Source organism: Streptomyces sp. NPDC037203, assembly GCF_055605065.1.
On sequence record NZ_JBVJUC010000001.1, the window covers coordinates 172,986 to 198,655 of the forward strand.

23 protein-coding genes, 2 pseudogenes and 1 riboswitch are annotated in these 25,670 nt (G+C 72.6%); of the genes and pseudogenes, 13 read left to right on the forward strand and 12 right to left on the reverse strand.

The features are described 5' to 3' along the window. Nucleotides 1–15: 15 nt before the first annotated feature. Nucleotides 16–112: pseudogene (locus ACZ7EC_RS00805) on the reverse strand. 274 nt (nucleotides 113–386) lie between these two features. Here ACZ7EC_RS00805 and ACZ7EC_RS00810 point away from each other — a divergent pair. Then, on the forward strand, nucleotides 387–815 hold the full coding sequence (locus ACZ7EC_RS00810; RefSeq protein WP_471055840.1) for an effector-associated constant component EACC1: 429 nt from the start codon (nucleotides 387–389) through the stop codon (nucleotides 813–815). Then, on the forward strand, nucleotides 796–5,316 hold the full coding sequence (locus tag ACZ7EC_RS00815) for a caspase, EACC1-associated type (RefSeq protein WP_471055843.1): 4,521 nt from the start codon (nucleotides 796–798) through the stop codon (nucleotides 5,314–5,316). The genes ACZ7EC_RS00810 and ACZ7EC_RS00815 overlap by 20 nt, the downstream gene beginning before the upstream one ends. On the opposite strand, the pseudogene ACZ7EC_RS00820 reads toward ACZ7EC_RS00815, so the two are convergent. The 3 genes and pseudogenes from ACZ7EC_RS00820 to ACZ7EC_RS00830 form a co-directional block, all read right to left on the reverse strand. Next, nucleotides 5,246–6,091, reverse strand: a pseudogene (locus ACZ7EC_RS00820) (GNAT family N-acetyltransferase). The gene ACZ7EC_RS00815 and the pseudogene ACZ7EC_RS00820 sit on opposite strands and share 71 nt — an antisense overlap. A 415-nt stretch (nucleotides 6,092–6,506) precedes the next feature. Next, on the reverse strand, nucleotides 6,507–7,652 hold the full coding sequence (locus ACZ7EC_RS00825) for an RNA polymerase sigma factor (RefSeq protein ID WP_471057761.1): 1,146 nt from the start codon (nucleotides 7,650–7,652) through the stop codon (nucleotides 6,507–6,509). Between the two features lie 8 nt (nucleotides 7,653–7,660). After that, nucleotides 7,661–8,068: a YciI family protein gene (locus tag ACZ7EC_RS00830; protein WP_471055846.1), complete on the reverse strand. Its 408-nt coding sequence runs from the start codon at nucleotides 8,066–8,068 to the stop codon at nucleotides 7,661–7,663. Between the two features lie 188 nt (nucleotides 8,069–8,256). Here ACZ7EC_RS00830 and ACZ7EC_RS00835 point away from each other — a divergent pair, with 188 nt between their 5' ends. Together ACZ7EC_RS00835 and ACZ7EC_RS00840 are read left to right on the forward strand one after the other, a co-directional pair. Next, nucleotides 8,257–8,802, forward strand: coding sequence for a cysteine hydrolase family protein (locus ACZ7EC_RS00835; RefSeq protein ID WP_471055849.1), 546 nt, complete (start codon nucleotides 8,257–8,259; stop codon nucleotides 8,800–8,802). 111 nt (nucleotides 8,803–8,913) lie between these two features. Next, nucleotides 8,914–9,306, forward strand: a complete 393-nt coding sequence (locus tag ACZ7EC_RS00840) for a VOC family protein (RefSeq protein ID WP_471055851.1) — start codon at nucleotides 8,914–8,916, stop codon at nucleotides 9,304–9,306. A gap of 10 nt (nucleotides 9,307–9,316) precedes the next feature. Here ACZ7EC_RS00840 and ACZ7EC_RS00845 read toward each other — a convergent pair whose 3' ends face one another. Then, nucleotides 9,317–10,111 (reverse strand): alpha/beta fold hydrolase, encoded by a 795-nt coding sequence (locus ACZ7EC_RS00845; RefSeq protein ID WP_471055854.1) that lies wholly within the window; start codon nucleotides 10,109–10,111, stop codon nucleotides 9,317–9,319. 143 nt (nucleotides 10,112–10,254) lie between these two features. Between ACZ7EC_RS00845 and ACZ7EC_RS00850 the strand changes: the two genes are divergently transcribed. Further along, nucleotides 10,255–11,139, forward strand: a complete 885-nt coding sequence (locus ACZ7EC_RS00850; RefSeq protein WP_471055857.1) for a helix-turn-helix domain-containing protein — start codon at nucleotides 10,255–10,257, stop codon at nucleotides 11,137–11,139. Between the two features lie 58 nt (nucleotides 11,140–11,197). On the opposite strand, the gene ACZ7EC_RS00855 is transcribed toward ACZ7EC_RS00850, so the two are convergent. Then, a complete protein-coding gene (locus tag ACZ7EC_RS00855) occupies nucleotides 11,198–11,659 on the reverse strand; it encodes a MarR family winged helix-turn-helix transcriptional regulator (RefSeq protein ID WP_471055860.1) in 462 nt (153 codons plus the stop codon). Nucleotides 11,660–11,752: 93 nt separating this feature from the next. Here ACZ7EC_RS00855 and ACZ7EC_RS00860 point away from each other — a divergent pair, with 93 nt between their 5' ends. The 3 genes from ACZ7EC_RS00860 (at nucleotide 11,753) to ACZ7EC_RS00870 (ending at nucleotide 13,900) form a co-directional block, all read left to right on the forward strand. Next, the gene (locus tag ACZ7EC_RS00860) at nucleotides 11,753–12,124 is read left to right on the forward strand and encodes a VOC family protein (RefSeq protein ID WP_471055862.1); all 372 of its coding nucleotides are present in this window, start codon (nucleotides 11,753–11,755) and stop codon (nucleotides 12,122–12,124) included. Nucleotides 12,125–12,632: 508 nt separating this feature from the next. Continuing rightward, nucleotides 12,633–12,812, forward strand: coding sequence for a hypothetical protein (locus ACZ7EC_RS00865; RefSeq protein WP_471055865.1), 180 nt, complete (start codon nucleotides 12,633–12,635; stop codon nucleotides 12,810–12,812). A 272-nt stretch (nucleotides 12,813–13,084) separates the two neighbouring features. Further along, on the forward strand, nucleotides 13,085–13,900 hold the full coding sequence (locus tag ACZ7EC_RS00870; RefSeq protein WP_471055868.1) for a DeoR/GlpR family DNA-binding transcription regulator: 816 nt from the start codon (nucleotides 13,085–13,087) through the stop codon (nucleotides 13,898–13,900). Between the two features lie 28 nt (nucleotides 13,901–13,928). Here ACZ7EC_RS00870 and ACZ7EC_RS00875 read toward each other — a convergent pair whose 3' ends face one another. From ACZ7EC_RS00875 to ACZ7EC_RS00890, 4 genes are all read right to left on the reverse strand, one after another. Continuing rightward, nucleotides 13,929–15,065 (reverse strand): helix-turn-helix transcriptional regulator, encoded by a 1,137-nt coding sequence (locus tag ACZ7EC_RS00875; RefSeq protein ID WP_471057764.1) that lies wholly within the window; start codon nucleotides 15,063–15,065, stop codon nucleotides 13,929–13,931. A gap of 211 nt (nucleotides 15,066–15,276) precedes the next feature. Continuing rightward, nucleotides 15,277–16,791, reverse strand: coding sequence for an AAA family ATPase (locus ACZ7EC_RS00880; RefSeq protein ID WP_471055871.1), 1,515 nt, complete (start codon nucleotides 16,789–16,791; stop codon nucleotides 15,277–15,279). Nucleotides 16,792–17,000: 209 nt separating this feature from the next. Next, on the reverse strand, nucleotides 17,001–18,380 hold the full coding sequence (locus ACZ7EC_RS00885) for a ricin-type beta-trefoil lectin domain protein (protein ID WP_471055874.1): 1,380 nt from the start codon (nucleotides 18,378–18,380) through the stop codon (nucleotides 17,001–17,003). Nucleotides 18,381–18,614: 234 nt separating this feature from the next. Continuing rightward, nucleotides 18,615–19,493: a spherulation-specific family 4 protein gene (locus ACZ7EC_RS00890; protein WP_471055877.1), complete on the reverse strand. Its 879-nt coding sequence runs from the start codon at nucleotides 19,491–19,493 to the stop codon at nucleotides 18,615–18,617. A gap of 439 nt (nucleotides 19,494–19,932) precedes the next feature. On the opposite strand from ACZ7EC_RS00890, the gene ACZ7EC_RS00895 reads away from it, so the two are divergent. From ACZ7EC_RS00895 to ACZ7EC_RS00905, 3 genes are all read left to right on the forward strand, one after another. Further along, entirely contained in the window at nucleotides 19,933–20,238 is a 306-nt protein-coding gene (locus tag ACZ7EC_RS00895; protein WP_471055880.1) for a hypothetical protein, read from the forward strand. Then, entirely contained in the window at nucleotides 20,163–20,690 is a 528-nt protein-coding gene (locus ACZ7EC_RS00900; protein ID WP_471055882.1) for a Gfo/Idh/MocA family protein, read from the forward strand. Before ACZ7EC_RS00895 ends, ACZ7EC_RS00900 begins: the two co-directional genes overlap by 76 nt. 331 nt (nucleotides 20,691–21,021) lie before the next feature. Then, nucleotides 21,022–21,951: a CapA family protein gene (locus ACZ7EC_RS00905; RefSeq protein WP_471055885.1), complete on the forward strand. Its 930-nt coding sequence runs from the start codon at nucleotides 21,022–21,024 to the stop codon at nucleotides 21,949–21,951. A gap of 48 nt (nucleotides 21,952–21,999) precedes the next feature. Here the strand turns inward: ACZ7EC_RS00905 and ACZ7EC_RS00910 are convergent, their stop codons facing one another. Next, nucleotides 22,000–23,013, reverse strand: coding sequence for a YihY/virulence factor BrkB family protein (locus tag ACZ7EC_RS00910; RefSeq protein WP_471055888.1), 1,014 nt, complete (start codon nucleotides 23,011–23,013; stop codon nucleotides 22,000–22,002). 262 nt (nucleotides 23,014–23,275) lie between these two features. On the opposite strand from ACZ7EC_RS00910, the gene ACZ7EC_RS00915 reads away from it, so the two are divergent. Together ACZ7EC_RS00915 and ACZ7EC_RS00920 are read left to right on the forward strand one after the other, a co-directional pair. Continuing rightward, nucleotides 23,276–23,539 carry a GlsB/YeaQ/YmgE family stress response membrane protein gene (locus tag ACZ7EC_RS00915; RefSeq protein WP_397988108.1) on the forward strand — a complete coding sequence of 88 codons (264 nt, stop codon included), beginning with the start codon at nucleotides 23,276–23,278 and terminating at the stop codon, nucleotides 23,537–23,539. Between the two features lie 462 nt (nucleotides 23,540–24,001). Continuing rightward, nucleotides 24,002–24,211 (forward strand): hypothetical protein, encoded by a 210-nt coding sequence (locus ACZ7EC_RS00920; protein WP_471055890.1) that lies wholly within the window; start codon nucleotides 24,002–24,004, stop codon nucleotides 24,209–24,211. Between the two features lie 107 nt (nucleotides 24,212–24,318). On the opposite strand, the gene nicT is transcribed toward ACZ7EC_RS00920, so the two are convergent. Beyond that, a complete protein-coding gene (nicT, locus tag ACZ7EC_RS00925; RefSeq protein WP_471055893.1) occupies nucleotides 24,319–25,410 on the reverse strand; it encodes a Nickel transporter NicT in 1,092 nt (363 codons plus the stop codon). 28 nt (nucleotides 25,411–25,438) lie between these two features. Further along, nucleotides 25,439–25,641: riboswitch (cobalamin riboswitch) on the reverse strand. Nucleotides 25,642–25,670: the final 29 nt, after the last annotated feature.

Here is a 25,670-nt window from a genome sequence, read left to right on the forward strand (position 1 = left end):
GTCATTTCCGTGGAGCGGAGAGGGCAGGATTCGAACCTGCGTGGGCCCCGAAAGGGGCCCGACCGTGAGGCGAGCTCGCTGGTCCCCGATCAACCACTCCGGGCACCTCTCCCTGCCACCGTCGTTCGGTCTTCCGCGCCGGTGACAGGAACAACAGTGGCAGGGGCCGCTGACCGCCCCCTGATGCGCCGCTGACGAACCCGCGCGCCACTGACGGAGTGTCGCCGGCCGGAGTAGCTCGTCGGGGTCCTTGAAGGCTGGGGGCCCGTCGCCCACACTGGTCGTCCGCGTCTCCGGTACGGATGACCGGAAGGGCAAGTGCGTGGAAAGCGGGGGGACTTCATGGCAGGTGACATGGCCGGAGCCGTGCGAGGCGGTGGTCGCTGATGGGCATCGTCATGTTGTCCGTGGACGGGAACGGAGACGGGGACGGCGCGGCGGCGGCCGATCTCGCCCGCTGGCTGGACGAGGAGGACGGCCTGCGCGGACGCGTGCGCAAAGAGGTCGGGCCGGTCCCCGAGGGTGCGCTCGGCGGGGAGTTGGAGCACCTGGCCGTGACCCTCGGCTCCGGCGGGGTCGCGACGGCCATGGCCAGCGTGCTCGTCGCCTGGCTTCGCCGCCGTACGGGAAGCGTCACGGTCCGCCTGTCGCGGCCCGACGGAAGCCGGATCGAGCTGCGCGCGGACCGTGTACGCGCCTTGGACGCGGACCAACTCCGCGCTCAGGTAGCACAGTTGACCGACGCGGCGTGGCCCGGCGCGGTCGAGCCGGATGCGCGCGGCGACGGAGCCCTCGATGACGCTTCCGAGCGCTGAGGACGCCGGCGGCGGGTTACGGCCCGTCGCGCTGGCACGGCCGGGTTCGCGTGTCCTGCTCGTCGGGACGGGCCGGTATCCGGAGGCCGGGCGGGTGCCCGGCATCCGCGCGGTCGAACCGTCGTTGAGGGACCTGGCGGCCGTCCTGCACGAACGGATCGGGGTGCCGCAGGCCAACCTGCGCGTCCTGCTGGATCCGCCGAGCCCGCTGGAATTCGGCAACGCCGTCCGGCAGGCGGCGCAGGAGGCTGACGACACCCTGCTGGTCCATTTCATCGGCCATGGGCTGGTGGGCGGCGACGAGGGGCTGTTCCTGGCCACCGGCGCCACCGACGATCTGGTGGACGGCCTGTCCTGGAAGGCGCTGCGGTACGAGGCGTTACGGGAGACCGTCCGCGCCAGCGGGGCGCGCTCCGTCGCCGTGCTCCTGGACTGCTGCTTCTCCGGCCGGGCCCTGGCCCCGCTCGGGCCTCCCGCGCTCGACGCCGTCTTCGAACAGAGCCTGGTGCGGGGAGGGTTCCTGCTCGCCTCGACCGCCCGCGAGGAACTCGGGCTGGCCCGTCCTGGGGCGGCGTACACCGCGTTCACCGGCGGGCTGATCCGGTTGCTGCGGGACGGCGACCCGACCGGCCCGCGGGAGCTGACGCTCGACCACGCCTACCGCTATCTGGCCCGGATCCTGCCCGAGGAAGGCGCTCCGCGTCCCCGGCGGCACAGCAGTGACCGGGCGGGCGAACTGGTCGTCGCCCCCAACCCCGCCTACCGTCCGCGTCCCGCGCCCGCCCCGGAGGAGCCGTGCCCCGCGGCTGCTGGTGCCGAGCCGGAGGACGTACCGTGCCCCTTCCGGGGACTGGAGTCGTTCGGCCCCGAGGACGCCCGCTACTTCTTCGGGCGGCACAAGGTGGTCCAGGACCTGGTCACGCGCATCCGTGGCGGCGGTCTGATCGCCGTGGTCGGGGCCTCCGGCAGCGGCAAGACGTCCTTGCTGCGAGCCGGGGTCGTACCCGCCCTCGAAGAACTCGGCGGGGGCCGGCGCATCGCCGCCATGAAGCCCGGTGCCGATCCGCTGCGCGCGCTCGCCCGGTGCGCCGACGCGCTGGCGGCGGGCGAGCCGGCCGTCCTGCTGGTCGACCAGTGCGAGGAACTGTTCACCGCGGGCGCGACGGAGGAGGACCGGGAGCGCTTCGTACGCGAACTCACCGCTCTGGCCGACGACCGGACCGCCGTCGTGATCGCCCTGCGGGCCGACTTCTACGAAGCGTGCACCCGCTATCCCGCACTCGTGACCGCGCTGGAGAGGCAGCAGGTCGTGGTCGGCCCGCTCGGGCCGGAGGAGCTGCTGGCGGTGATCGAGCAGCCCGCCCGTGTCGCGGGGCTGCGCCTGGAGGAGGGGCTGGCCGACACCCTGCTGCGCGAGGCCGGCGTACGGCGGCAGGGTATGCGCTCTCCCGTGCTGCCGCTGCTGTCCCACGCGCTGCTGGTCACCTGGCAGCAACGCAGCGGCACGCTGCTCACCCTCGCCGGATACCGCGCCACCGGCGGCATCGACGACGCCATCTCGACCACCGCGGAGCAGGCGTACACCGCGCTGCCCGCCGAGGAGCAGGCGCTGGTGCGCGGTCTGCTGCTGCGCCTGGTGCACATCGGCGAGGGCGTGGAGGACACCCGGCGCAGGCTCTCCCTCGACGATCTGGCCGACCCCGGCGAACGGGACGCCGCCGTACGGGCGTTGGGCGCGCTGGCCGCGGCCCGGCTGGTCACGGTGGATGAGGAGGGCGTCGAGATCGCGCATGAGGCGCTCCTGTACGCGTGGGCCCGGCTGCGCGCCTGGATCGACGAGGACCGCGCCGGCCTGCTCGCCCTTCAGCGGTTGTCCGATGCCGCCCGCGCGTGGGATCAGGCCGGGCGCAGGGCCAGCGATCTCTACCGCGGTCACCGTCTGGAGACCGCCGAGCGTGCCGCACGCGACCACGAGCGCGCCGGAAAGGCCCTCGGCCCGACCGCCCGCGCGTTCCTGGACCAGGGTCTGCGGGAGCAGCGGGCGGCCCGCCGTAAGCGCCGGGGCCTGTGGGCGATCACCTCGGTACTCGTCGTACTCGCCCTGCTGGCCTCCGTCCTCGGCGTGATCGCCGAACGGAGATCCGTGTGGGAGGGTCAGCAGGCGGCGCGGAAGGCGGCCGTGGTGCGCTCCACCGGGCTCGCGGCCGACGCCGAGGCGGTCCGCTCCACCGATCCGGGGCTGGCCGCCCGGCTCGCCGTCGCCGCCTACCGGTCCTCTCCCACGCGGGAGGCCACCGACCAGCTCTACGGCTCGCTCGGCGCGCCCGTGGACGGCGTGCTCGCCAGTGGCAGTCCCGTCCTGCGCATCGCCACGCAGCCCGACGGTCCCCTGGCCGCGGACAGCGATGCGAACGCGTCGGTACGGATCTGGAATCTCGCCGATCCCGCCGCACCCGTCCTCGAGTCCACCATCCCGGCCGGCGGCTCGGCCATCGCCCTCGCACCCGGCGGGAGGCTGCTCGCCGGCCACTGCGCCGCCACCGGCAAGGCGCTGTGCCTGTGGGATCTGGCGGATCCCCGTCATCCACGGGCAGGAGCCGAACTGCCGTTCCCGGCGCGGCTGTCCGGCCGGAAGACACAGCTCTCCGCCATGGCCGTCAGCCCCGACGGGTCGCTCCTCGCGGCCGCGGCCGAGCAGGGCTTCACGCTGCTGTGGTCGATCGCCGACCCGGCACACCCGCGGGTACGCGCCGTCCTGCCCGATCCCGCGCCCGAGGCCCTCCTCGCGGGGGTCGCGTTCGCCCCGCGCGGCCACCTGCTGGCACAGACCAGCCAGCGGGGCGCGACGCAGGTGTGGGACGTGGCCGATCCCGCCAGGCCGAAGAAGCTCGCCTCCCTCTCCCCCGGTTTCCAGAGCGTGGCGTTCAGCCCCGACGGCCGCATGATGGCCGCCGCCGGAGACGCCGTCCTCCGGCTGTGGCGGATGGACGACCCGGCCCACCCGAAGTCCGTCGAGGCCAGTACCGGGACCACGCCGGCCGACCTGGAAAGCGTGGCCTTCAGTCCAGACGGCAGCCGGCTCGTCTACGGCGGTGTCGGCACCGACACTCCCAAGAGCGCCCTGTGCCAGGTGAGACTGACCCCCGCGAACCTCCAGGGCATGGCACTGACCGACTGCGCGCAAACCGGGTTCGACACCTTCACCGTGGCCTACACCGCGGGCGGCGACATCCTCACCGGCGGCCGGGACGGCAAGCTCCGGTTGTGGCGCCGGCCCCTGGCGCAGGCGGCCGGCATGGCGATCACCGGCCGCGATGTGTGGAGCCTGAGTCCCGACGGGAAGCTGATCGCGGCGCCGCGCGACACCGGTTCCCGTACGGCCCCGTCACCGCTCGGCATCTGGGACGCCTCGGCCGCCGGTGATCCCGTCCTCGACGCCACCTTCAGACTGCCGGACCTCCCGCAGATGGTGACGTTCCTCGCGCCGAAGGCACTGCTGACCGTCGCGCACAACGGCGCGGTGCAGCTATGGGACCTGCACGACACGCACCATCCGGCCGAGACCGCTTCGCTGGGCTCCGTCGACTTCCCCACCGAACCGTCCGGCCTGGGCCCCGTCATCCTCACACCCGGCGTCACCACCGACCAAGCCGGCGGCCTCGTCGCGGTCCAGAGCCACGACCGGCTGGTGCTGTGGCGCGTCACCGGCGCCCTGCACGCCGAGCGAGCCGGTTCGATCCCGCTGCCCGAACCCACCTCGGACATCGCCGGACTGGTGAACAGCCACACCGCCTGCGTCCTGACCGGTTCCGGCATCATCTGGTGGGACGTCGACGACCCCGAGCACCCGGTCCGCGGTGCCACGTCGGCTCTGCCGCGGGCCGACAAGGGCGGCCTCACCGCGGCGGCGACCGGCGTGGTCGCCGCCACGTCCGGAGCCACCGACCCCGGAGCGTCGCTGTCCCTGTACGTCCTCGCCGGTGGCCGCCCGCGCAGCACCGTCGCCCTTCCCGGAGCCGTCAGCTCGACCGTGGGTCTCAGCGACGACGGCCGGCTCCTGGTGGCCGCCGGGTCCGGCGACAACACCGCCACCGTCTGGGACGCCCGCGACCCCGCGCACCCGCGTGTCCTCGGCACCATCAGTACGCTGCGCGCCACCAGCAACTTCGTCTTCGCACCGAGCGGCAGGCTGCTGGCCGACGGAAGCAGTGAGCAGCCGGGGGTGCAGTTGTGGCGGACCCAGCCCCCGTCGTCGCCCACACTGCTGGCCACCCTCGAACCCAAGGATGTGACAGGGGAGCAGCTCACCGCCGCGTTCTCCCCCTCGGGCAGAACTGTCGCGGTCGCCGCGTCCGACTCCGTCACGCTCTACGACACCGACCCGGCCGAGGTCGCCGACACCTTGTGCTCCGCCACGTTGCGGACCCCGATCACCACCTCCGAGTGGAACAAGTACGCCCCCGGCGTGCCTTACCGGAATCCATGCTCGGGGGGAGCGTGAGCCGGCGCCGTGCGGGCGTCGGGACGGTGCTGGGCTCCGTTGGCGTCCGGGTTTCGCGGTGATCACGGTCCCCCCCGATGCGCTGGTAGAGGGCGTTGCTGGTGGGATTGTCGGGTCGGTGAACAGGACGACCTCCGTCGCCCCCGCGGCCAGCGCGGTCCTGCTCGCCTCGGCCGTGACGGCTCCCGCGTAGCCACGGCCGCGGAGGTGCGCCGGGGTGTAGACCGGGTCCAGCCGGACCATGCCGCCGACGATCGAGGTCGCGGCCGCCATCGAGACGGGAGTGCCGTCCGGAGTCTCCGCGGTCGTCACCGTTCGTGCGGCGCGCCTGGCCTTCCGGGGGCGGCTGCGGTGGGGTGAGCGCGCCGAGCCGGTAAAGATGCGTCCGCCAGAAGAGTGCCGGCACCGTGCCCGTGTGCTGCTGCCACGACGCGGCGAAGGCGCCGGCGGTGTCACGGTCGGCGATGACGGTGGCGGGTGAGTGCCCGAGGCCGGCCAGGTGAGCAGCGAGCATGCAGGTCTGTCCGGCGGAGAGGGGGGTGAGGCCCAGTCGTCCGCGAGGAGTGAGATAGAAGATCGCGCGGACCTCGCCCCGCGACTCCAGTCGGCCGAAAAGGGCGGCTTCGGCGTCGTCACCGGCCGCTTGACGTGCCCGCAGTCTCTCGATGTCCGTCAGCGGCGTGTTGTGCAGAGCAGGGCGCGAGCGCAGGAATCCCCCGGCTCGGGCGAGGAAGTCGTCGGCATTCTGAGTGAGGTGCCAGGTGTACGGGCGCATGCTTCATGGTCCTTCCGGCGGGCGAGTCGCGGGTGTGTCTGCCGGAAGTCGTGGGCCCGCACCGGTGCCGGATGCGGTGGACGGGCACCCCTGTGGGACCTCGCCGTACCGGCGGCGGCCGAATTCGCCCCCGGTCCAAGGGCGTTCCCGGCGACGGCACACGGGTGTTCCTGCCGACGGCGCACGGGTCCGTCGGGCCGCTCCGGGTCTCGGGCACCTGCTACCGGCTGGCCCCCGGAGCGGGCGACGCCGGGGAGAACCTGGACCGGGGCCGCCGGAGATCCGGTCGCCGAGCCGGGCACCGCCTCCGCGCCGGCCGGCGCCCCGCCGCCGTCCCGGCCGGGCCCGCCGCGGCCGCCCGGCACCGGCACCGCACCGGACGTCTCGTCGGGCCGGATGTGCGGGGTGTGAGCCGTCAGCGGCGGAGCAGTGTGTTGAGCCGGGCGGCCTGGCGGGTCAGATGGTCGCGCTCGGCGAGGTTCGGTGCCGTGCGGGCCGCCTCGGCGTACAGCCGTGCCGCCGCCGCCAGGTCGCCGTCGCGCTCGTGGAGGTACGCGGCCACCGCGGTGTGGCGGGGCAAGGAGTCGTCCAGCGCCGCGAGTGCCGCCAGCCCGGCGCGCGGTCCGTCGGCCTCGCCCACGGCCACCGCGCGGTTGAGCCGGACGACCGGGTTGTCCGTCAGACGTGCGAGCTCGTCGTACCACTCGACGATCTGCACCCAGTCGGTCTCCTCGGCGGTGGGCGCGTCGGCGTGCAGTGCCGCGATGGCGGCCTGGGCCTGGAACTCGCCGAGCCGGTCGCGGGCGAGGGCCGCCTGGAGGATCTCGACGCCCTCGGCGATCAGCCCGGTGTCCCACCGGCCGCGGTCCTGCGCGGCGAGCGGTACGAGGCTGCCGTCGGGCGCGGTGCGGGTGGCGCGCCGGGCGTGGTGGAGCAGCATGAGGGCGAGCAGTCCCGCCACTTCGGGGTGGTCGATACGGGCCGCGAGCTGCCGGGTGAGCCGGATGGCCTCCGCCGCGAGGTCCACGTCGCCGGAGTAGCCCTCGTTGAAGACCAGGTAGAGGACGCGCAGCACGGTGGCGACATCGCCGGGCCGGTCGAACCGCACGCCGGAGACGGTGCGCTTGGCACGGCTGATGCGCTGCGCCATGGTCGCCTCGGGCACCAGGTAGGCCCGCGCGATCTGGCGGGTGGTGAGGCCGCCGACCGCGCGCAGCGTGAGGGCGACGGCGGAGGGCGGTGTCAGTGACGGGTGGGCGCACAGGAAGTAGAGCTGGAGCGTGTCGTCCACGGCGGGCGCGGGGCCGGGCGCCGGCTGTTCGTCGAGGCGGACCTCGCGCCGGCGGCGGGCTCCGTCCGCCCTGGTCTGGTCGAGGAACTTGCGCCAGGCGACGGTGACCAGCCAGTTCTTCGGGGACCGCGGCGGATCGGCCGGCCAGGCCCGGACGGCCTCGACCAGCGCGTCCTGTACGGCGTCCTCGGCCGCCGCGAAGTCGGCTCCGCGGCGGACGAGGAGGGCGAGCACGCCCGGCGTGAGGCTCCGGAGCAGAGCTTCGTCCATCTCGGAGGTCACTCCGTGATGGTGGGCGGCGCGGCGAGGAAGGGGCGCACTTCCAGCCACTCGTGGATCGGCTTCCCGCCGGCGCCGGGCGCGGCCGACAGTTCCCCCGCCAGCTCCACGGCGCGGTCGGGTCCGTCGACGTCGATCACCATCCAGCCGGCGATGAGGTCCTTGGTCTCGGCGAACGGGCCGTCGGTGACCGGCGGCCGCCCCTCGCCGTCGTACCGGACCCACATGCCGTCGGGGGCGAGTGCCTGGCCGTCGACGAATTCGCCGGTCTGCTCCAGCCGGGCGGCGAAGTCGTTCATGTACCGGATGTGGGCGGAGATCTCCTCCGGCGTCCACTGGTCCATGGGCACGTCGTTGACCGCTGCCGGAGCGCCGCGGTAGTGCTTGAGCAGCAGGTACTTGGCCATCGTGTCTCTCCTGGGTGCTGGTGCGATCCATTGTGGTGGCGTTCGGTAGGGGGACGGAGCCGGTTACGGATTCTCGACATCGCCGTCCGGGTATTTCTGGGTTTCCGCGGACGACCGGACGAGCGGCCGTTTCCAGTACGCCGGGCCTCACCGGTTGCCGCACCCCGCGGTCGGGGAACCCGGTGGGCGTGAACGCTGCGAATAAGACCGCACTGCTGGTCATCGACATGATCAACACGTACGACCACAAGGACGCCGACCTGCTGATTCCGTCGGCTCGGACGGTCGTGCCGGTGGTGGCGGACCTCTTGCGGCGGGCGCGGGACCTCTCGGCGCCGGTGATCTATGTGAACGACAACTTCGGTGAGTGGCGATCACATCACGGCGAGTTGCTCGACCACGCTCTGCGCGGGCCGCACAGCGACCTGGTGGAGCCCTTGAAGCCGGACGCCGATTCCCTCTTCGTCGTGAAGGCCCGCCACTCCGTCTTCTTCGAGACCCCCCTGGAATACCTCCTGCGGCAGCAGCACATCGACCGGCTGGTGCTCACCGGGCAGGTCACCGAGCAGTGCGTGCTCTATTCGGCTCTCGACGCCCATATCCGTCATTTCGACGTGATCGTCCCCAGGGACGCCGTAGCGCACATCCACGAGGACCTCGCGCGGGCGGCGCTGCGGATGATGGAGCGGAACATGGGTGCGCGCGTGTGCGCGAGCCGGGACCTGTGGCAGTGACCGGCCCTCGTCGGACCTGACCCCGCGGTGGTAGGGCGGATATGACCCGCCGCCGACTGAATCCGGCGGGTGGGGATATCCGCAGTGACAGGTCGTCCAGCGGGAGGAAGCATGGCATTGGTGACGGCGGGCGTCGTGGTCCTGGACTGCGCCGAGCCCGAGAAACTCTCCGTGTTCTACCAGGAGTTCCTGGAAGGTGAGCGGACGGAGGTGTCGGCGAACCTCGTGGAGATCCGCGGCGCGGACGGTATGCGGCTGGCCTTCCGCCGTGATGTGAACGCCACTTCGCCCAGCTGGCCTCGTCCGGAGAACTCCCTCCAGGCCCATCTGGTCTTCCTGGTGGAGGACATGGACGAGGCCGAGCGGCGCGTCGTGGGGCTCGGGGGCCGGCCGATCGCGACACGGGATGCGGCGGGGCCGTACGAGGAACGCGGTTACACCGACCCGGCAGGCCACTCCTTCCTCCTGCGCCTGGTGCCGATCACGGCACCCAAGCAGGGCTGAAGGCCGGGGCTCACGGCCCCGCGATGACGTCCCCGAGGGCGGTCGCGACGGCTTCGGGGGCCTCCACGGGGAGCAGGTGGCCGGCGGTGGGGACGGTGGTGAGGGTCGCGTGCGGGATGTGCGGCAGAAGGTGCGCGCGCAGGACGTGCGGCGGCTCCACCCCGTCGTTCTCGCCGGCCAGCACGGTCACCGGGACCGCGATGGCGCGTACGGCGCGGGTGATGTCCCGTGCGATGCCGTGCAGCGGCCACTCCCGCCGCGCCTCGGGCCCGGCGGCGAGGCTGTCGCGCACCGCGGTGGCCAGCACGGTCTCCGGCAGCGGCGTGGCGGTCAGGACGTGGCCGAGGGCGTACCGCACGGAGTCGGGCGAGTCGTAGGCGTGGGACAGCCCCTGCCGGTACTCCGCGGTCACCGTGGGCGGCGGCTCGGGCGGTGCGGGTGCGACGAGGACGAGCCCGGCAAGACCGGACGGCCCGCGGGCCGCGAGGAGCTGGCTCACCTTGCCGCCCATCGAATGGCCGACGAGGATGTACGGCCCCGGCGCGCACACCGCGACCACGCGGGCGAGATCGTCGGCGAGCCGGTCCAGGTCGTAGGGGCCGGGCAGCGTCCGCGAGGCGCCCCAGCCGCGTTGGTCGAAGCGGACCGTCGACTGGCCGGGCGGCAGACGGCGGAGGACCGCGTCCCAGGTGTCCGCGGAGCCGCCCCAGTAGTGGACGAAGACCAGGGTCGGTCCGGTACGTCCCCCGACCCGTACCTCCAGGGACCCGCCCGGCACCGCCACCGATGTTGTCTTTTCCGTCATTTCCATGCCTCTCCCCTGACCGCTCACGACGCCCGGCGTCCCGCGTGCACGGCCTCGAACAAGTAGACTGACCTGTCTGTCAGGCGCACTCAGACCGTACGGCCGGTGGGATCCGCTGCCCGGTGGAAAGGGGCACGGTGTTTGTGAAAAACGGACACGATGCTGTACGGCAGCTGCGCTACTCCCCCGCCGTCGGCTCGTCCCACGGCGTGGAGGTCCTCGACTTCGCCGCACTGCGCGCGATGGACACGCACCGCCGCCGGGTACTCCCCCAGCGGCCCGACTTCCACGTTCTCGCGCTGATCGCCTCCGGCACCGGCGGTCACGAGGCCGACTTCCACACCTACCGGCTGACGGAAGGCAGCGTGGTGTGGATCCGGCCGGGCATGGTGCACCGCTGGAGCGACATCGACGCGTGCGACGGGCCACTGGTCCTCTTCCGGCCCGGCTTCCTCGGGGGATTCAGCGCGGCGGAGGCCGGCGCACCGGTCTGCTGGCGGCTGGAGGGGCAGCACCTGACCCTCGCGCTGCTGGCGGCCGAACACCTCGGCCGCGAGCACGACGCGACAGCGCGCAGCCCGCACCCGGCGTCCCCCGCGCTGCTCGCCCACCTGCTGGCGGCGCTGATCCTGCGGGTGCTTCCCGACGCGCCCGCCCGCACCGGGGCGGTCCCGGCCGGCGACCGCTCCGCGGACGTCTTCCGCGTCTACCGGGCCGCCGTCGAGGAGCGTTTCACCGAGTGGCACCACGTCGCCGACTACGCTCGGGCACTGGGCTACGACGCGCGCACCCTCACCCGAGCGACCCGCGCCGCCACCGGCACGAGCGCCAAGGCTTTCCTCGACCAGCGCATCCTGCTGGAGGCCAAGCGGCTCCTCGCCCACACCGATCTGCCGGTCACCGGCTGCGCCCGGCGCCTCGGCTTCGGCGACGCCGGCAACTTCAGCACCTTCTTCCGCCGCCAGGCCGCCACCCCGCCCGCCGCCTGGCGCGCCGCCTACGGCAGAGCCGGCACCCGCGGATCCTGAGCCCGGCACGCCCGGCCCCGGTCCCGGTCCCGGTTCCTCCCGGTCCGCGGCCGGGCGGTCACGCCTCCAGAGCCTCGGCCATCGCGTCGAGGTCGGCCAGGAGCACCGCCAGCCGGCCTGCGGGGATGCTCTCGATCATGCGTTCCTCGATGGCGTACACGGCCGTGCGGGCGGCGTGCAGGCGCTGCTGCCCGGCCTCGGTGAGGTGGACGGGCAGGGCCCGGCCGTGGTCGGTGCTGGTCGCCTGAGTGATCAGGCCGGCCTCCTTCAGGCCGCGCAGGACGACGTTGGCCGACTGCCGGGTGACGAAGGTGCCGCGGGCGAGGTCGGCGTTGGACAGACCCGGCCGTTCGTCGAGGAGTTCCAGGCAGGAGTACTGCGGGACGGTGAGGCCGTGTTCGCGCAGCGCCCTGTCCATGGCGCCGCGCAGCGCGGCCGCAGCCTTCTTGAGGCGGTATCCGACGTGCTCGGTGACGTCGTGCGCGGGGTGGGGCGCGGGTACGGGCACTCGTTCTTCCATGTCAGCATTTTGACATACCGAGGTCCGGGACCTACGGTCGCTATGTCAAAATTCTGACATACCCGTTTCGGCGGGCCGACCCTTGGAGTCACCATGACCGCCACCGTCGAAGGACCTGATTTCATCGCTCTCCAGGTGAAGGACGTGCCGGCCGCGGCCGCGTTCTTCGAGGAGCGGCTCGGGCTGCGGCGGGCGGAGGGCGGACCGGCGCACGCGGTGGTCTTCGCCACCAGCCCGATCCCGTTCGCCGTCCGCGAGCCGCTGCCCGACGTCGATCTGGACGGCACCGCACGCCCCGGTCTCGGTGTCGCGCTGTGGCTGCGCGCCTCCGACGCCCCGGCCTTGCGCGCACGGCTCGTCGCGGCCGGCACGGAGGAGGTCGGCCCGCTGATCACGACCCCGTTCGGTCCGGCCTTCTCCTTCACCGGCCCCGAGGGCTACCGGCTGACCGTCCACGGGGACTGACATGTCAACGCGCGGGTCGTGATTGATCAGGCGGCCTGCACGGTGCGGGCGCGCGCGTGGAGGATCGGCAAGTCGTGGGGTTGGCGTGACAACTCCCAGGCACCGGGGCCGAGTTACCGGCGAACCCCCGGTCCGTCCTGGCCGCCCCCCACCCGTCCGGTGGTCCGCGCGCGGCAGGCCGCAGGGCTCACGCGCGCGCCACCCGGCTCGCATTCCTCCGAGGAGCCCGCATGCCCCGACGTACCGCCCGTGCCGTGTCCGTGGCAGCCGCCACACTCGCGTTCGCCACTCTGGGCACGGCCCTCGCGTTCGCCGAGACGCCCCAGTACTGCGACCACGAGGTGTGCCTCAAGAACGGCACCCGGTTCGGCGCCCCGGCCGACGCCTTCCCGCCAGCAGTCACAGCCGGGAGCCGTCAGCGCCTCGCAGCTCGTCGACGACTGCGCCAAGGCACAGCTGGGCCAACCCTGGCGTCAGCTGCGGTTTCTACCCCTACGGGGCCAACGGCGTGCTGTGGATCAATTATGACAAGACCGGCGACAAGGCGGGCCAGGGGTACGGCCACCGCTACTACGCCATCACCGGCTCCACCTCCACCTCTCCCGTCAAAGGGGCCGACGGCCGCGTCGACGACGTCGTGTCCCTGTCCCCGCTGACCGCCCTCACCCCCGGTGAGTGCTCCGCCTGAGGCATCGCCGCTGGAATCCCTGGGGATTTTCCCTGATCCGCGCCGCGCGCGCGTCGGCCACGCTGAGTGGACGGCAGACCCCGGTGCCGCCTGCGGTCCACAGCGGCGCACCGGGTCCGGAACACGAACCAGAGACGCGGGAGCGGGCGAGTGGTGAAGTCGCGGACTGTGCGATCGTCATCAGCGACGGGTAGGGCCGAGGCACCGCGGAAGGAGCGTCACCGCCGCGCCCGCGGTGCCGTGCCCGCCCGCTCCGTCGTGCGGAGCCGCGCATGAGCGGCGTACGCCGTGACTCCCGCATCTCGGTCATCATGTCCCTGCTGGCCCAGCGCGGTGACCTGCAAGTCCGTTTCCTGCCCACGACCCTGGGAGTGTCCGGGCCCACGGTCCGCCGCGACCTGGCCACCATGGAGGAGAGGGGTCTGATCCGGCGGTCCTACGGGCGTATCGCCGCCACCCGGCGCAGCGCCGAACCGCCGGTGAGTCTGCGGCAGTCGCAGAACAAGGAGGCCAAACGCCGGATCGGCGCGCTCGCCTCGACGCTGCTGCCCGGCGGTCCGCTGACCGTGGCGCTGAGCGGCGGCAGCACGGCGGGGTTCGTGGCGAGTTGCCTGGCCGTCCGTGCCGATCTGACGGTCGTCACCAACGGCCTGGACACGGCCACCATACTGTCGGCGCGGCAGTCGGCGAAGGTGATCGTCACCGGGGGCATCGCCCGTCCACTCTCCAGCGACCTGGTGGGCAGGCCAGCCGAGCAGGCGCTGCGTTCGTACCGCTTCGACTACGCGATCGTGGGTGCCGACGGCATCACGCCGACGGCGGGTTTCACCCAGTACAGCGCCAGCGGGGCGGAGATCGACCGGGCCATGCTGGAGCAGGCCGCCCATCGGATCGTCGTGGCCGACAGTTCGAAACTGGGCAAGGTGCACCAGGCCAAGATCGCCGGCATCGACTCCGTGCACACCGTCGTCACGGACTCGCACGCGGACACGGAGCTGGTCGCGGCCCTGCGCAGAACCGGCGTGAACACCGTCCTGGTGGTCGTCCCGTCCTCCGCGCGATCGTCCGGACGCGACGACCCGGCGTGAGACGGCCCGGCGGCCCGGCGGGGCGCGGTCAGTCGCCGTCGCCCTGCACGCGTCGCCTCAGCTCCCGGCGGTTGCGCATGCCGAGCTTCACGAACACGCTGCGCAGGTGATATTCGACGGTTTTGGCGCTGAGCGTCAACGCCTCGGCGATCTCCCTGTTGGTGTAACCGCGTCCCACCAGCCGTGTCACCTCGCGCTCGCGTGTAGTCAGCCGCGCGTGGCCGGGCGTGCCGTCCATGCCGTCCGCCGGGGCGGGCTGCGGCTGGGCCGGGCACTCGGCGAGGAGGGACCGCGCGCCGAGCCGGGTGAGGATGTCGCGGGCCACGCGGAAGTGTTCGGCGGCGGCGCCCGCCCGGCCGGTGGCTGCACAGACCCGCCCGCACCCGGCCCGCAGCAGGGCGCGCAGCAGCGGAATGTCCTGTCCGGGCCGGAGCAGCCCGATCGCCTCCGTGTACGTGCGCAGGGCCGTACCGTGCTCACCGGCCGCCTCCGCGGTACGGCCCGCCACCCAGGCCGCGGCGACGCGCAGATGCGGATCGGCGTCGTCGCCCGCCGCCCGAAGCTCGCTCAGCACGCCCCGGGCGAGGTAGGCGAGGCCGCACACGACCAGCGACTCCGCGAAGAAGGGCAGCCAGCTCGTGGCGACGATGCGGACGCGGTCGGAGTGGGCGAAGCGGTCGGCGAGCAACTGGAGGGCGCTCACCACGCCTTCGTGGTCGCCGCGGGCCCGCGCGTGCATCGCCCTGGCCATGGCCGTGTGGTAGTGGGGGCCTGCGAAGTCCAGCGTTCGGGCCAGTCGAACGGCCTGACGCAGGGCCGTGTCGGCCGCGTCGTGCTCACCGCGGAACGCGTCGAGCACGGAACGCAGGGACCACAGGACGGGTGCGTCGAAGCAACGGCTCTGCTCGTCCTCCAGGGCCCGGTCCGCCGCCAGCGCCGCCCGGTCCCAGTCGCCGTCCAGCAGGTGGCACATGACGAGGTGGACGGAGCCCGCCGTACCGAGGAGCCGGGCGGCACCGGGCCGGCTGCGGGCGAGCACCATGGTCAGATCGGTCGTCGCGGCCCGCAGCCGGCCGTCCGCCAGCCGGAGAACGCCCCGGACGGTCAGGGCGGGCAGCCCCTCCTCCTCGATCTCGTCGGCGTCCTCGGGCAGCGTGGCCAGCATCTCCAGGCCGGACCGCGGGCCGTGCCACAGCGCCGCGCCGTAGGCCGCCAGCGCTTGCGCGGCCTGCCGCACTCCGGGCGGTACGACGACACGGGGAGCGCCGTCACGGTCCTCGGCGCCGTCAGCGCAGGGCGCCGTCACGCCGCTGCCCGGTGCGGTGGGCGTGATCAGCGGGGCCGCTTCCCCGGCGCGGGCCGGGTCCAGAGCCTGCTCAGCGTATTGCCGGGCCGCCTGTCCCTGCCCCAGGATCGCGTGTGTCCAGGCCAGTTCGGCGAGGACGACGGCCCGTTGTCCGGGGTCGTGAGCCGCCAGCGACCTCTGCGCCCGCTCCAGGAGCCGTGCGGCCGAGGTCAGCCGGCCCGCGGCGAACTCCACCAGGCCGAGGGCCTCCTCCCGCCACGGGCAGGGCCGGCGAGAGGCCACGGCGTCCGCGTGCCGCCCGATCTCGGCGTCCGCCCCGGCCCAGAACAGCAGCCGCACCGCCCCGTAGAGCAGGTGGCCGGTGCGGTGGTCCTCGGCGTGCGAGAGAGCCGCCGAGGACAGCAACGTCCCTGCCGCGTCGAGTAGTCGGCCCCCCCGCGAGTTCGTCGGTCGCCCGCTCCAGCAGGTCGGCCGCCAGGCGGCTGTCCGCCGTCTCGGCCGCCGCCACCTCGTGCGTCAGGCGCAGCCGTCCGTCGACGGCGGGGACCGCGGCCAGGTGCAGCGCGCGGCGACGCCAGGTCGGCAGGGTGTCGTACAGACCGTCGCGGAAGACCGGGTGCCGGAAGGTGACGGTGGGGACCTGCGCCACCGTCCGCGTGATGAACTCCTCGCGGACCAGAGGCTCCAGGGCCGAGGTGCAGTCGGGCGCGCCGAGCACGGCGCTCAGTGTCGGCACCGACGCGGAGCCGCCGAGCACGGCCAGTGCTTCCAGTGCCGCGACGCTCGACGGGGGCAGGCCGCACAGCTGGCGCCGCACCGCTGCGGGCGGCAGGCCCGGACCGGTGCCTCCGCCGACCGGGGCGTCCAGGTGCTCGCCGAGGAGTCGGGTGAGGTAGAGCGGGTGCCTCCCGGACCGCAGGATCAGGCGCCGGGTCAGCGACTCGTCCGCCCGGTCGCCGAGTGCGGCCGCCACGACCGTCCGCGCCTCGCTCTCCCTCAGCTCGCCCAGGCCGATCCGGGTCAGCGGGTGCACCCTGTGCAGGGCGCGCAGGGTCCGCTCGTCCCAGTCCTGGACGTGGCGTGCCGCGAGCACCAGGCAGATCCGCCCGCCGGTACGGGCCGCTTCCAGCAGTGCCCGCAAGGAGGGGCCGTCCGCCCACTGGGCGTCGTCCACGAAAAGGGCGAGCGGGGCCGCCGACGGCGTGTCCAGGAGGTCGCGCAGGGCGGTCGGGAGACCGGGCGCGCCGGGCCCGGTGTGGGCCGTCGCCCGCTGTCGTCCGGTCGAGGAGTGGGGCCGGGCCGGGTCCGTCACGGTGCCCAGCAACCGGGACAGGCAGTCGAAGGCGTCGGGCAGCCGGGCCGGTGTCGCCGCGGTGCCGAGGACCGTGAAGTCGCGCAGGGTGCCGAGCCAGTGGTGGACCAGGGCGGACTTCCCGGTGCCGGGCGCGCCCTGGACCAGGACGACGGCCGCCGATCCCGCGCGGGCGGAGACGGCCGCGGCACGCAGCGCCCGCAGCTCGTTCGGCCGGCCCGCGAACAGGTCCGCGTGCTCGGGGTGCTGGGGCGGGTTCTCCGGTGCTGTCATGTCGCGCTGGTGGTGCTGCTCTTTCCCTTGCCGCGCGGGCGCTGGGCCCGTGGTCCGGGTGCTCGTCGTAGCCGGTCACTGACGTGCGGGAGGGCTTCGCTCACCGGTCCTGCCGCCGCGCCGGGGGCCCGTGCGGCGGCAGGGGGAAACGGGTCAGCCACCCCGGAAGGTCCGCCTATGCCACCCGGACAGGTGCGTCCCGCTCCATGTCACTGGTCGTGGAAATCGCCGTACGACGACCACCACTTCTGGTTCGTGCCGCCCCAGCAGTCGTACAGGTCGAGATCGGTGTAGCCGCTCTGTACGGCCCCGCCCGACTTGGCCTCCAGGCAGCGGCCGGAGGCGGGATTGTAGATCTGGCCGTAACGGCCGAGCACCCATTGCTGGTTCGGCCCGCCGTTGCACTGCCAGAGGATCACATTGGTCCCGTTGGAGGTATCGCCGTGCTCGGCGTCCAGGCACAGGCCGTTCACCCGCAGGGTGTTGTCCCAGCCGATGTCCCAGTTCTGCGCGTCCGATCCGTTGCACGAGTACACCTCGACGTCCGCGGGATACGTCTTCTGGTTCCCGGTGTCGTCCAGGCACAGGGGCCCGTTCTTGTCGGAGTACCTGATGGCGGAGTGGGCGGGGCCGCTCGGTGTGAGGCGGGCATCGATGTCGCTGACGGAAGCGGTCGTGGAGCCGCCCACGTTGCTGCTCACGATCTGCAGGCCGCGCAGGGAGAACTTGTCCTTGGGCAGGTTCTGCGGGTTGAGGTAGCCGGTGTACTGGTCGAACAGACCGCTGACGTCGTCGGCGACCGAGCCCCTCCGGCCGTCGCCCAGCATTGCGGTGGGACTCTTCACCATGACGCGGCAGCCGTACCCCGCGTCACATGTGTGGTCGGAATTCAGCGTGTCCCACAGCACGCTGCCGGACTTCGAGCCCGAGAACTGGTTCTCGGCGTCGTAGTGGACGACCGACAACACGGCCGGCTGCCCGGTCACCGTGTTGTCGAAGATGAAGTCCGTGGTGAGGATGGCGCGCTTCGTGGGGCAGGTGAAATCCGCGGTCTGGTGAACGGTGGCGTCGTACGAGACGTTGACCTGTCCGTCGCCCAGCGTGAGTTTCCTGCGGTCGGGGCCCCATCTCAGCTGGCTGTTCTGGTAGGTGTAGCCGATGTTGGTCTCGCGCAGTGAGCCGCAGTCCGTGCCGGCCGCGTCGTTCACCATGGTGACGGTCTTGTCGCCGGTCTGCGCCGAGAACGAGTATCCGGGCTTCGCGCCCCAGTCGGACACGCCCCAGCCCAGTGTGCCCTCGTCCCACGTCGGGGTGGACTGCGGCTGCGCCATGTCGCGCTGGAACTCCTTGTCCGGGGCGAAGGCCCCGCAGCCGCTGGTGTTCTCGTGCGCCGTGTCCTTCTTGGTGCTGTCGTCGTCCACGTTCCGGCCCCAGCAGTCGTGCGAGGGGCCGGGGTCGTAGAGCAGTGGGTAGGAGTCGGTGTCGGCGGCCGGGGACCGGTCCGCGGGGCCCAGCAGCGGCCAGAGCAGTGCCGCCACGGCGACGAGCGCCGCCGCGGCGGCTCTGCTCCGGGTGAGTTCGAGCTTCATGAGGATGCTCCGGTGGGGAAAGGGGTCCTGCACGTGCCGTCCCGGCGCGGGCGCCGGGACGTGCTTTCGCCGGCCCCCGGCCAGTGGGGTGGCCGGGGGCCGGCGGAAGGCGATCGGGAACCTACGGCAGCGTCCACTTCTGGTTGTCGCCGCCGTTGCAGTCCCAGATGTCGAGCTGATGGCCGTCGGTGAGGAACTGGGGATCGTCCAGGCAGTAGCCGGCGATGCCGGATCTCACCGGCCCGCTCCTGGCCGCGGAGCCGCTGCCGCCCCGCCCGCGACCGCGGTGACCTCGTCCGACCAGTACGCGGGCAGGGTGTCCCACGGGTTGCCCCACTGCTGCCCGTCGACCGGCGTGTCGACGTCATCGGTGACGTAGACGTACCCGGCGTTGCGCTGCTCGGACAGGGAGAGGGCGTTGCGCATCTGCGACTCGGTGCCCGTCGTGTGGATCAGATGCCAGATCTTGGACGGGTCCGCGGACGCCTCCCACGCCTGTCGGCCGTCGCTGTAGTCGTCGACGTAGTCGTCATACGTTCCTTCGAAGGTCACCAGCGTGTCGGCGGCCTGCGTGTAGCACGCGTCGGGCGAGGCGCCGGGGTTCACGACGACCTTGGCGCCGGGGTCCTTGCTTTTCACATAGGCCTGGAGAGTCTTGTACGCCTGGACGTAGACATCGGGATTCGAGCCGGTGCCGCAGCTGGTGAGCCCGTCGTCGAAGAAGATGCCGTCGAGCCCCGAACTCCCGTACCAGCCGAACCACTTGTCGACGTCGGCCTTCGCGCCGTCGACCCAGTCCTGCACGGACGTCCCGCCGTCCGGCGCGGTCCAGCCCTTGGTGCCGAGGTAGCCCGAGTCGACGTATCCGACGACCTTCGTGCCCGCACTGTGCGCCTTCTGGATCGCTTTGGCGTAGGAGCCGTCCTTGCTGCTGCCGGGGCCGTTGAGGGGGTTGGCGACCGCCAGGCCCGCGCCGGGGGCCGGGCTGGCCAGCTCGTCCCAGAGCCCGGCGTCCGAGTCGGGGGAGAAGTAGGCCGGTACCGCGATGCTCTGCTGGATCCCGGCGGCGGACGCCTCGGTCGCCGGGGCGGCGACCAGCGCGCCGACGGCCAACGCCCCACCGGTGGCGACCGCGCACGCGCGCCTCGATAGGACCGCACCGACCGTTTCGGTCAGACCTCTTGCCTTCATTGTCTCCGCTCCACTTCCGCCTTTTGGCCGGACCACCTGATGACCCGTGGAGAACGCCGGGCAAAGCGGTGCTCTCTCCGTCACCCTGCCGGGCGTCAGTCAGCCGGGCGTACGGAAAGCTGTCAAGCGGCCACGGAATTCGGCTTTCCCTTGCCCGATGTGGAAAGGAGGCGGAATCACTGGAGCACGCCGGGTGGGCAGGCTCGTTTTCCGGCCGGATCCGGGCGGAAAACGTTCACCGTGGCTGAACGTTCTCCCCACCGCCTTGTCCGGCCGGGGCCGGACACGAGACGGTCGGACGCCAGGGGGCGCCGCCCACGGCGCCGTCGTTTCTCGTCCGCACCGCTCGAAGAGGGAGCCCATGCCGCAGACCCGACGGACCGACGACCCCGTGACCGACACCGCGCTGCCCGCGCCGCGGACGCCGTCCCCGCGTGACGCGCCGGTCCTGCGCTGGGGCGTGATCGCGCCGGGCGGTATCGCCGCCTCGTTCGTCCAGGCGCTGCGCACGCACACCGGACAGCGGGTGGTGGCGGTCGGATCGCGCGACGCCGACCGGGCCCGCGCCTTCGGCACCACGCTCATGCCCTCATGGCGATCCAGGCAGGCAAACACGTCTTGGTGGAGAAGGCGTTCACCCGCAACGCCGTCGAAGCGGAACAACTGATCACGGCGGCCCGCGGACAGGGCGTGTTCTGCGTGGAGGCGATGTGGACGCGCTTTCTGCCGCACATGGACGTGGTCCGCCAGGTGCTCGGCCGCGGCCTGCTCGGCGACGTGCTCACGGTGACCGCCGACCACGGCCGCTTCATGAACCCCCGGACGACGTACCGCCTCTTCGCCCCCGAGCTGGCGGGCGGAGCCCTGCTGGACCTCGGCGTCTACCCGGTCTCCTTCGCCTCGATGGTGCTGGGGCCGTTCGCCTCGATCACCGCTGTCGGGGACACCACCGACACCGGTGTCGACGCGCAGGCGTCGATCGTCGTCACCAACGACGCGGGCGCGCACGGCGTGCTCAACACCACGCTGCACCCGCGCACCCCGACCACCGCCTCGAGGGTCATGCGTGCCCTGGACCGGATCCGCGCGGACCTGCGCGTCTCGTTCCCCGGCGAATGACCCGGCGCAGGCCGGGCACCGCGAGGGAGCCGGGAACACGCCGGAGGGCGGCCTGCGGGGAGGGCGGGGACACGCTTCGTAGCATGAGCCGGTGATCATGTCCGGTGGACGGTGTCCCCAGCGGCGGCACGAACGGCGCGGGCCGGTACGGCGCCGCCTGTTCGCCCTCTGCCTGGCCGGGGCCGCCCTGGCGGTCGTCGCGGCGCTCGTGTTCCGAGCCGGTCCAAAGAACCACCGGGTCTCCCACGGCTCCGCTCCCGCGCGAAGGACCGGGTCCGCGGCTCCCGGCGCACCGGCGCCGCGCCCTGCCGGCAACCTGCGGATCGCCGCCGTGGGGGACATCGTGATGGGCTCGCTGCCGGACAAGCTGCCGCCGGACGGCGGAGCCACGTTCTTCGACCCCGTCGAGGGCCTGCTCACCGGGGACGTGGTGCTCGGGAACCTGGAGGGCACGCTCGCCACCGGCGGCACCAGCAAGTGCGACTCCATCGACGGCCCGAACTGCTTCGCCTTCCACGTCCCGCCGTCCTACGGCCGCCGGCTCAGAAAGGCCGGGTTCACGGCCCTGAACACGGCGAACAACCACATCGACGACTTCGGTGCGCAGGGGCGGCGCGAGACGTTCGCCGCGCTGCGCTCGGCGCACCTGGCGTACACCGGCCGCCTGGGCCAGATCACCGTGCAGCGGGTGCGCGGGATCAGGGTCGCGCTGCTCGGGTTCGCGCCCGACCGAGGGGCGAGCGACCTCACGGACATCCCCGCCGCGCAGCGGCTCACCGCCCGCGCCGCGGCGATGGCGGATGTCGTGATCGTCGTGATGCACGCCGGCGCCGAGGGCTCGGACCGCATCCATGTGGCGCCCGGCACCGAGTACTTCCTCGGCGAGGACCGGGGCGACAGCCACCGCTTCAGCCATGCGGTGATCGACGCCGGCGCCGATCTCGTGGTGGGCAGCGGCCCGCACGTGATGCGGGGCATGGAGTTCTACAAGGGCAGGCTGATCGCCTACAGCCTGGGCAACTTCACCGGCTACGAGGTGCTCGGCCTCGGCGGCACGCTCTCGACCAGCGGTGTGCTCCAGGTGACCCTGCGCGCCGACGGCACCTATGTGTCCGGGCGCCTGCGTCCCACCCGGATCGTGGCACCGGGCACGCCGGAGCCGGGCGGCGAGGCGATCGACCTGGTCTCCAGCGTGTCGGCGGAGGACTTCGGCCCGGACGCCGCCCGTATCTCGGACAGCGGGGCGATCGAGCGGCCGTAGTCGAGCGCGGGAGCCGCGGACCGGCACCGCTCAGGCGGCCCGGCACCTTCAGGGCGTGCCGTCCGGCGGCTTTCCGGGTCCGGGCTCGGGCGGCGGTTCGAAGCGCACGCTGACCTTCTGGAACCCCTTGAAGGTCTCGGTGACGGCGTAGGACCGGTAGGCGCGGCGGTCCGCCGGGCTCAGCCGCACCCGGTCCGTGAACGGCGTCAGCAGGCTGCGCGGCCACAGCCGCATGACCTGCACGGACCCCGCCTCGGCCGCCGCGATGAAGATCAGGGCACCGACGTAGAGCCAGGCGAGCAGGCCGAGGACGATGCCGAACATGCCGTAGGTGGCGGTGGCCCCGCGCAGCACGTGGCTGACGTAGTAGGAGCCCACCCACTGGAGCGCCTGCCACGCGAAGGCGCCGCACAGCGCGACGCCGGTGAGCCGGCGCAGCGGCAGTGGCCGCTGGGTCAGCAGCTGGTAGCTCAGGAGCAGCAGGAAGGCGTTGAGGCATACGGTCCCCGCGGTCGCGGCGAGCCAGCCGCCGCCCCGCAGGCGCGCGCCGAACAGGTACGTCTGCGAGGCCGCCACCGACAGCAGGCTGGACGCGCACAGCCCGACCGCGAGGAGCAGCAGGAACACCAGCCCCTTCAGCCGCGAGCGGAGCGGGTCCGGGCGGGCGTGCCGGGGGACGGCCCAGATCTTGTTGAGGGCGTACTGCGCGGCCTGGGCGACGCCGAGCGAACCGTAGAGGCTGCCCGCGATGCCGGCTGCGAGGGCGGCTCCGCTGCCGTGGAAGGAGTGGATGTTGTGCCCGAGCTGGTCGCCGATGACCGGGAACTCGCTCAGCGCCGAGTCCATGAGCCGCTGCTGGAGGGCCGGGTCGCCGCTGAGGAAGGTGCCCAGGACGGCGACGAGGATGAGGAGCAGCGGAAACAGGGAGAGGAAGCCGTAGTAGGTCAGCAGGGCCGCGAGGTACATGGCCTGGTCGTCGTAGAACTTGTACACGACGGCGAGCGGCCGGCCCACCCAGGGGTGGCGTCTTTGGAAGCCGTCGGCGCGTTCGAGGAACGTCATGACGGGCACACGTGGTCTGCGCCGCCGCGGGCTCCCCGCGTACGGCACGTGACGTGCTCGTGCGGGGGTTTTGGCCGGCATCCGGGTGCAGGTCGCATGGGAACCACTCTCCGGGGCGTCCGCGCTTGTGGGGGCAGTGTGAGGAGTCTCCCCGCACCCGGCGCTGAAACGGCCCTGCATAGGCCGGGCCATGCGGGATATGCGGGAGTACGTGGGAGCCCCGGCCCTGGGGCGCCGCAGCGCAACGGAAGGAACGAACCTCGTGGGCATCATCGCCTGGATCCTGATCGGCCTCATCGCGGGCGCCATCGCGAAGGCACTGACCCCCGGCAAGGACCCGGGCGGCTGCCTGGTGACGATGCTGATCGGCATCGTGGGCGGGCTGCTCGGCGGCTGGCTGGGCAAGGTGATCTTCGGCGTCCACTCGATCAACGGCTTCTTCAGCCTCTCGACCTGGATCGCCGCGATCGTGGGTTCCGTGATCGTACTGCTGCTCTACCGCGTGCTGACGGGACGCTCGCGCTGACCGCGCGTGCAGGAGGCGGCCCCCGCGGGGGCCGCCTCTTTTGTGTGAGCGGGTGGTCTTCGTGCGGCGGGTCCCCGTGCAGGTGCCCAAGGTCGTCCCGGCGGGATCAGCGGGCCGGCGCGGGGCAGCGGGCCCGGCGGCACGGTCGGCCCCATGTGCGCGGCACCCGGTCCTGGCGGGTGCCCCGCATCCCATGACGTCTTCATGGAGCCGACCGAACCGTCCGGGTTCCGGGCGCACGTCCCGTCGCACCGGCCGTCCCACGTGGGCCGGGTGCACGCTGCTGCCGCTTCTCGTCATCACCGCTCAGGGCGACAACCTGGCCGGGGACGGCTGCAGCGGGATGCCGCTCGTCCACGTGCCCACCGGCGTCAGCTCACCGTGCGGGCCCACGAAGCGGGGACCGATGTGACCGGTGTGAGGGGGGAGTTGGGCCTGAGCACCGTCAACGGTGATGACACCGTGCAGGACTCGAGCACGGAGGGGGCCCGCCAGCGCCTGGTGGCCCGTGGCGGGTCCGTCCGCGCGGTCGGCCTGGCGGCGCGTGGCGTGGCCGCCGGGACGGTCGACGGCGATGTCGGCCTGCGGTGCGCGAACTCGCCCGGCACGCTCGACGGCGTGACCCGCAACGGGTCGGTGGGGGTGACCCTACTGGCGGGCGCCCCTCAGTAACGGCCGCTCCCCCGCGGGCATTCCGGCCGCCGGTACCGGCTGGCTCTGCGCACCGTCAACGGCGGCACCGGGGTCCGCGGCGGCTGAGGCTCCCACCCCGACGGTGGTCAGCCACCATCGCCGAGCCGGGCGGCCCACCTCTGCTCCACCCTGGCCAGCCGCCAGTACGCCAGCGCCGCCGCCCACACGACCACGAACAGGCCGACGATGACGTACCCCACGTTGTCCAGGTCCAGCCCGGCGATCCAGCCGGTCACCGCGTCGCTCAGATCGAGCTTCTGGTGCAGCACCCCGACCAGTTCGATGGTGCCGATCAGGAAGGCGACGGCGATGGACAGGCCGGTGATGGTGAGGTTGTAGAACACCTTGCGCACCGGGTTGGAGAACGCCCACTGGTAGGCGAAGTTCATGAAGGTGCCGTCGAGCGTGTCGAACAGGCTCATCCCCGCCGCGAACAGCAGCGGCAGGCACAGGATCGCGTACCACGGAAGCCCGGCCGCGGCACCGCTGCCCGCCATCACCATCAGGGTGACCTCGGTCGCGGTGTCGAAGCCGAGACCGAACAGGAAGCCCAGCGGGAACATCTGACCGGGCCGGGTGATCGACTTGGTGACGCGGCCCAGGAAGCGGTTCATGAACCCCCGCGAATCCAGGTGCTGTTCGAGGGCGGCCTCGTCGTACGTGCCCGCTCGCATCGCGCGGAAGACCCGCAGGATGCCGGCGAGCGCCACGAGGTTGAGCGCCGCGATGAGGTAGAGGAAGGTCCCGGAGACGGTGGTGCCGACGACACCGAGGGTCTGGTGGGTGCGGGAGTCGTCGTCGAGCAGGGTGCCGGCGAGCTGTGCGCCTCCCGCGACCAGGGCCGCCAGGACGACCACCACGCTGGAGTGGCCGAGCGCGAACCAGAAGCCGACCGACACCGGCCGCTTGCCGTCGGCCATCAGCTTGCGGGTGGTGTTGTCGATCGCGGCGATGTGATCGGCGTCGAAGGCGTGCCGCATGCCCAGCGTGTACGCGGTCACCCCGAGACCGATCCCGAACGCCTTGGATCCGACCTCGTAGTGCCCCGGTACGACCAGCAGGAACAGGATGCCGAACGCGACGACGTGCAGGGCGGCGATCACCGTCAGCAGTCCGGCGGTACGGACGGTGTCCTCGCGCCGCCAACGAAAACGGGTCGACTCTGTGGGCAGGGTCATACGGTCACGCTCCAGCACCTCGTGGATCTCTTCGTGAAGTGCCGTGGCCGGTCTCCTGGCTTACGGGTGTGTGCGTGTCCGTCCCGGCCTTCCCGTCCGCCGGGCGGCGGACAGTGACCATGCACAACTGGGACGGATACTCCCCGATCACAGTGGCGAGGGCCGCTCCGGTCTGAACCCCGCGAAGGGTTGTCACCGGTCTTCCCGAACACCACGGCCCGCCCACCGTAGGACCGACCACCCACTGCCGCCCAGCCGTA

Excerpts from the sequence above, each read along its gene's own strand:
- ACZ7EC_RS00895 (WP_471055880.1), top strand. The coding sequence starts at position 19,933 with ATGCCGCAGACCCGACGGACCGACGACCCCGTGACCGACACCGCGCTG.
- ACZ7EC_RS00810 (WP_471055840.1), top strand. The coding sequence starts at position 387 with ATGGGCATCGTCATGTTGTCCGTGGACGGGAACGGAGACGGGGACGGC.
- ACZ7EC_RS00885 (WP_471055874.1), bottom strand. The coding sequence starts at position 18,380 with ATGAAGCTCGAACTCACCCGGAGCAGAGCCGCCGCGGCGGCGCTCGTC.
- ACZ7EC_RS00870 (WP_471055868.1), top strand. The coding sequence starts at position 13,085 with ATGAGCGGCGTACGCCGTGACTCCCGCATCTCGGTCATCATGTCCCTG.
- ACZ7EC_RS00840 (WP_471055851.1), top strand. The coding sequence starts at position 8,914 with ATGGCATTGGTGACGGCGGGCGTCGTGGTCCTGGACTGCGCCGAGCCC.
- ACZ7EC_RS00815 (WP_471055843.1), top strand. The coding sequence starts at position 796 with ATGACGCTTCCGAGCGCTGAGGACGCCGGCGGCGGGTTACGGCCCGTC.
- ACZ7EC_RS00900 (WP_471055882.1), top strand. The coding sequence starts at position 20,163 with ATGGCGATCCAGGCAGGCAAACACGTCTTGGTGGAGAAGGCGTTCACC.
- ACZ7EC_RS00855 (WP_471055860.1), bottom strand. The coding sequence starts at position 11,659 with ATGGAAGAACGAGTGCCCGTACCCGCGCCCCACCCCGCGCACGACGTC.
- ACZ7EC_RS00825 (WP_471057761.1), bottom strand. The coding sequence starts at position 7,652 with ATGGACGAAGCTCTGCTCCGGAGCCTCACGCCGGGCGTGCTCGCCCTC.
- ACZ7EC_RS00845 (WP_471055854.1), bottom strand. The coding sequence starts at position 10,111 with ATGACGGAAAAGACAACATCGGTGGCGGTGCCGGGCGGGTCCCTGGAG.
- ACZ7EC_RS00880 (WP_471055871.1), bottom strand. The coding sequence starts at position 16,791 with ATGACAGCACCGGAGAACCCGCCCCAGCACCCCGAGCACGCGGACCTG.
- ACZ7EC_RS00830 (WP_471055846.1), bottom strand. The coding sequence starts at position 8,068 with ATGGCCAAGTACCTGCTGCTCAAGCACTACCGCGGCGCTCCGGCAGCG.
- ACZ7EC_RS00860 (WP_471055862.1), top strand. The coding sequence starts at position 11,753 with ATGACCGCCACCGTCGAAGGACCTGATTTCATCGCTCTCCAGGTGAAG.
- ACZ7EC_RS00910 (WP_471055888.1), bottom strand. The coding sequence starts at position 23,013 with ATGACGTTCCTCGAACGCGCCGACGGCTTCCAAAGACGCCACCCCTGG.
- nicT (WP_471055893.1), bottom strand. The coding sequence starts at position 25,410 with ATGACCCTGCCCACAGAGTCGACCCGTTTTCGTTGGCGGCGCGAGGAC.
- ACZ7EC_RS00875 (WP_471057764.1), bottom strand. The coding sequence starts at position 15,065 with ATGCTGGCCACGCTGCCCGAGGACGCCGACGAGATCGAGGAGGAGGGG.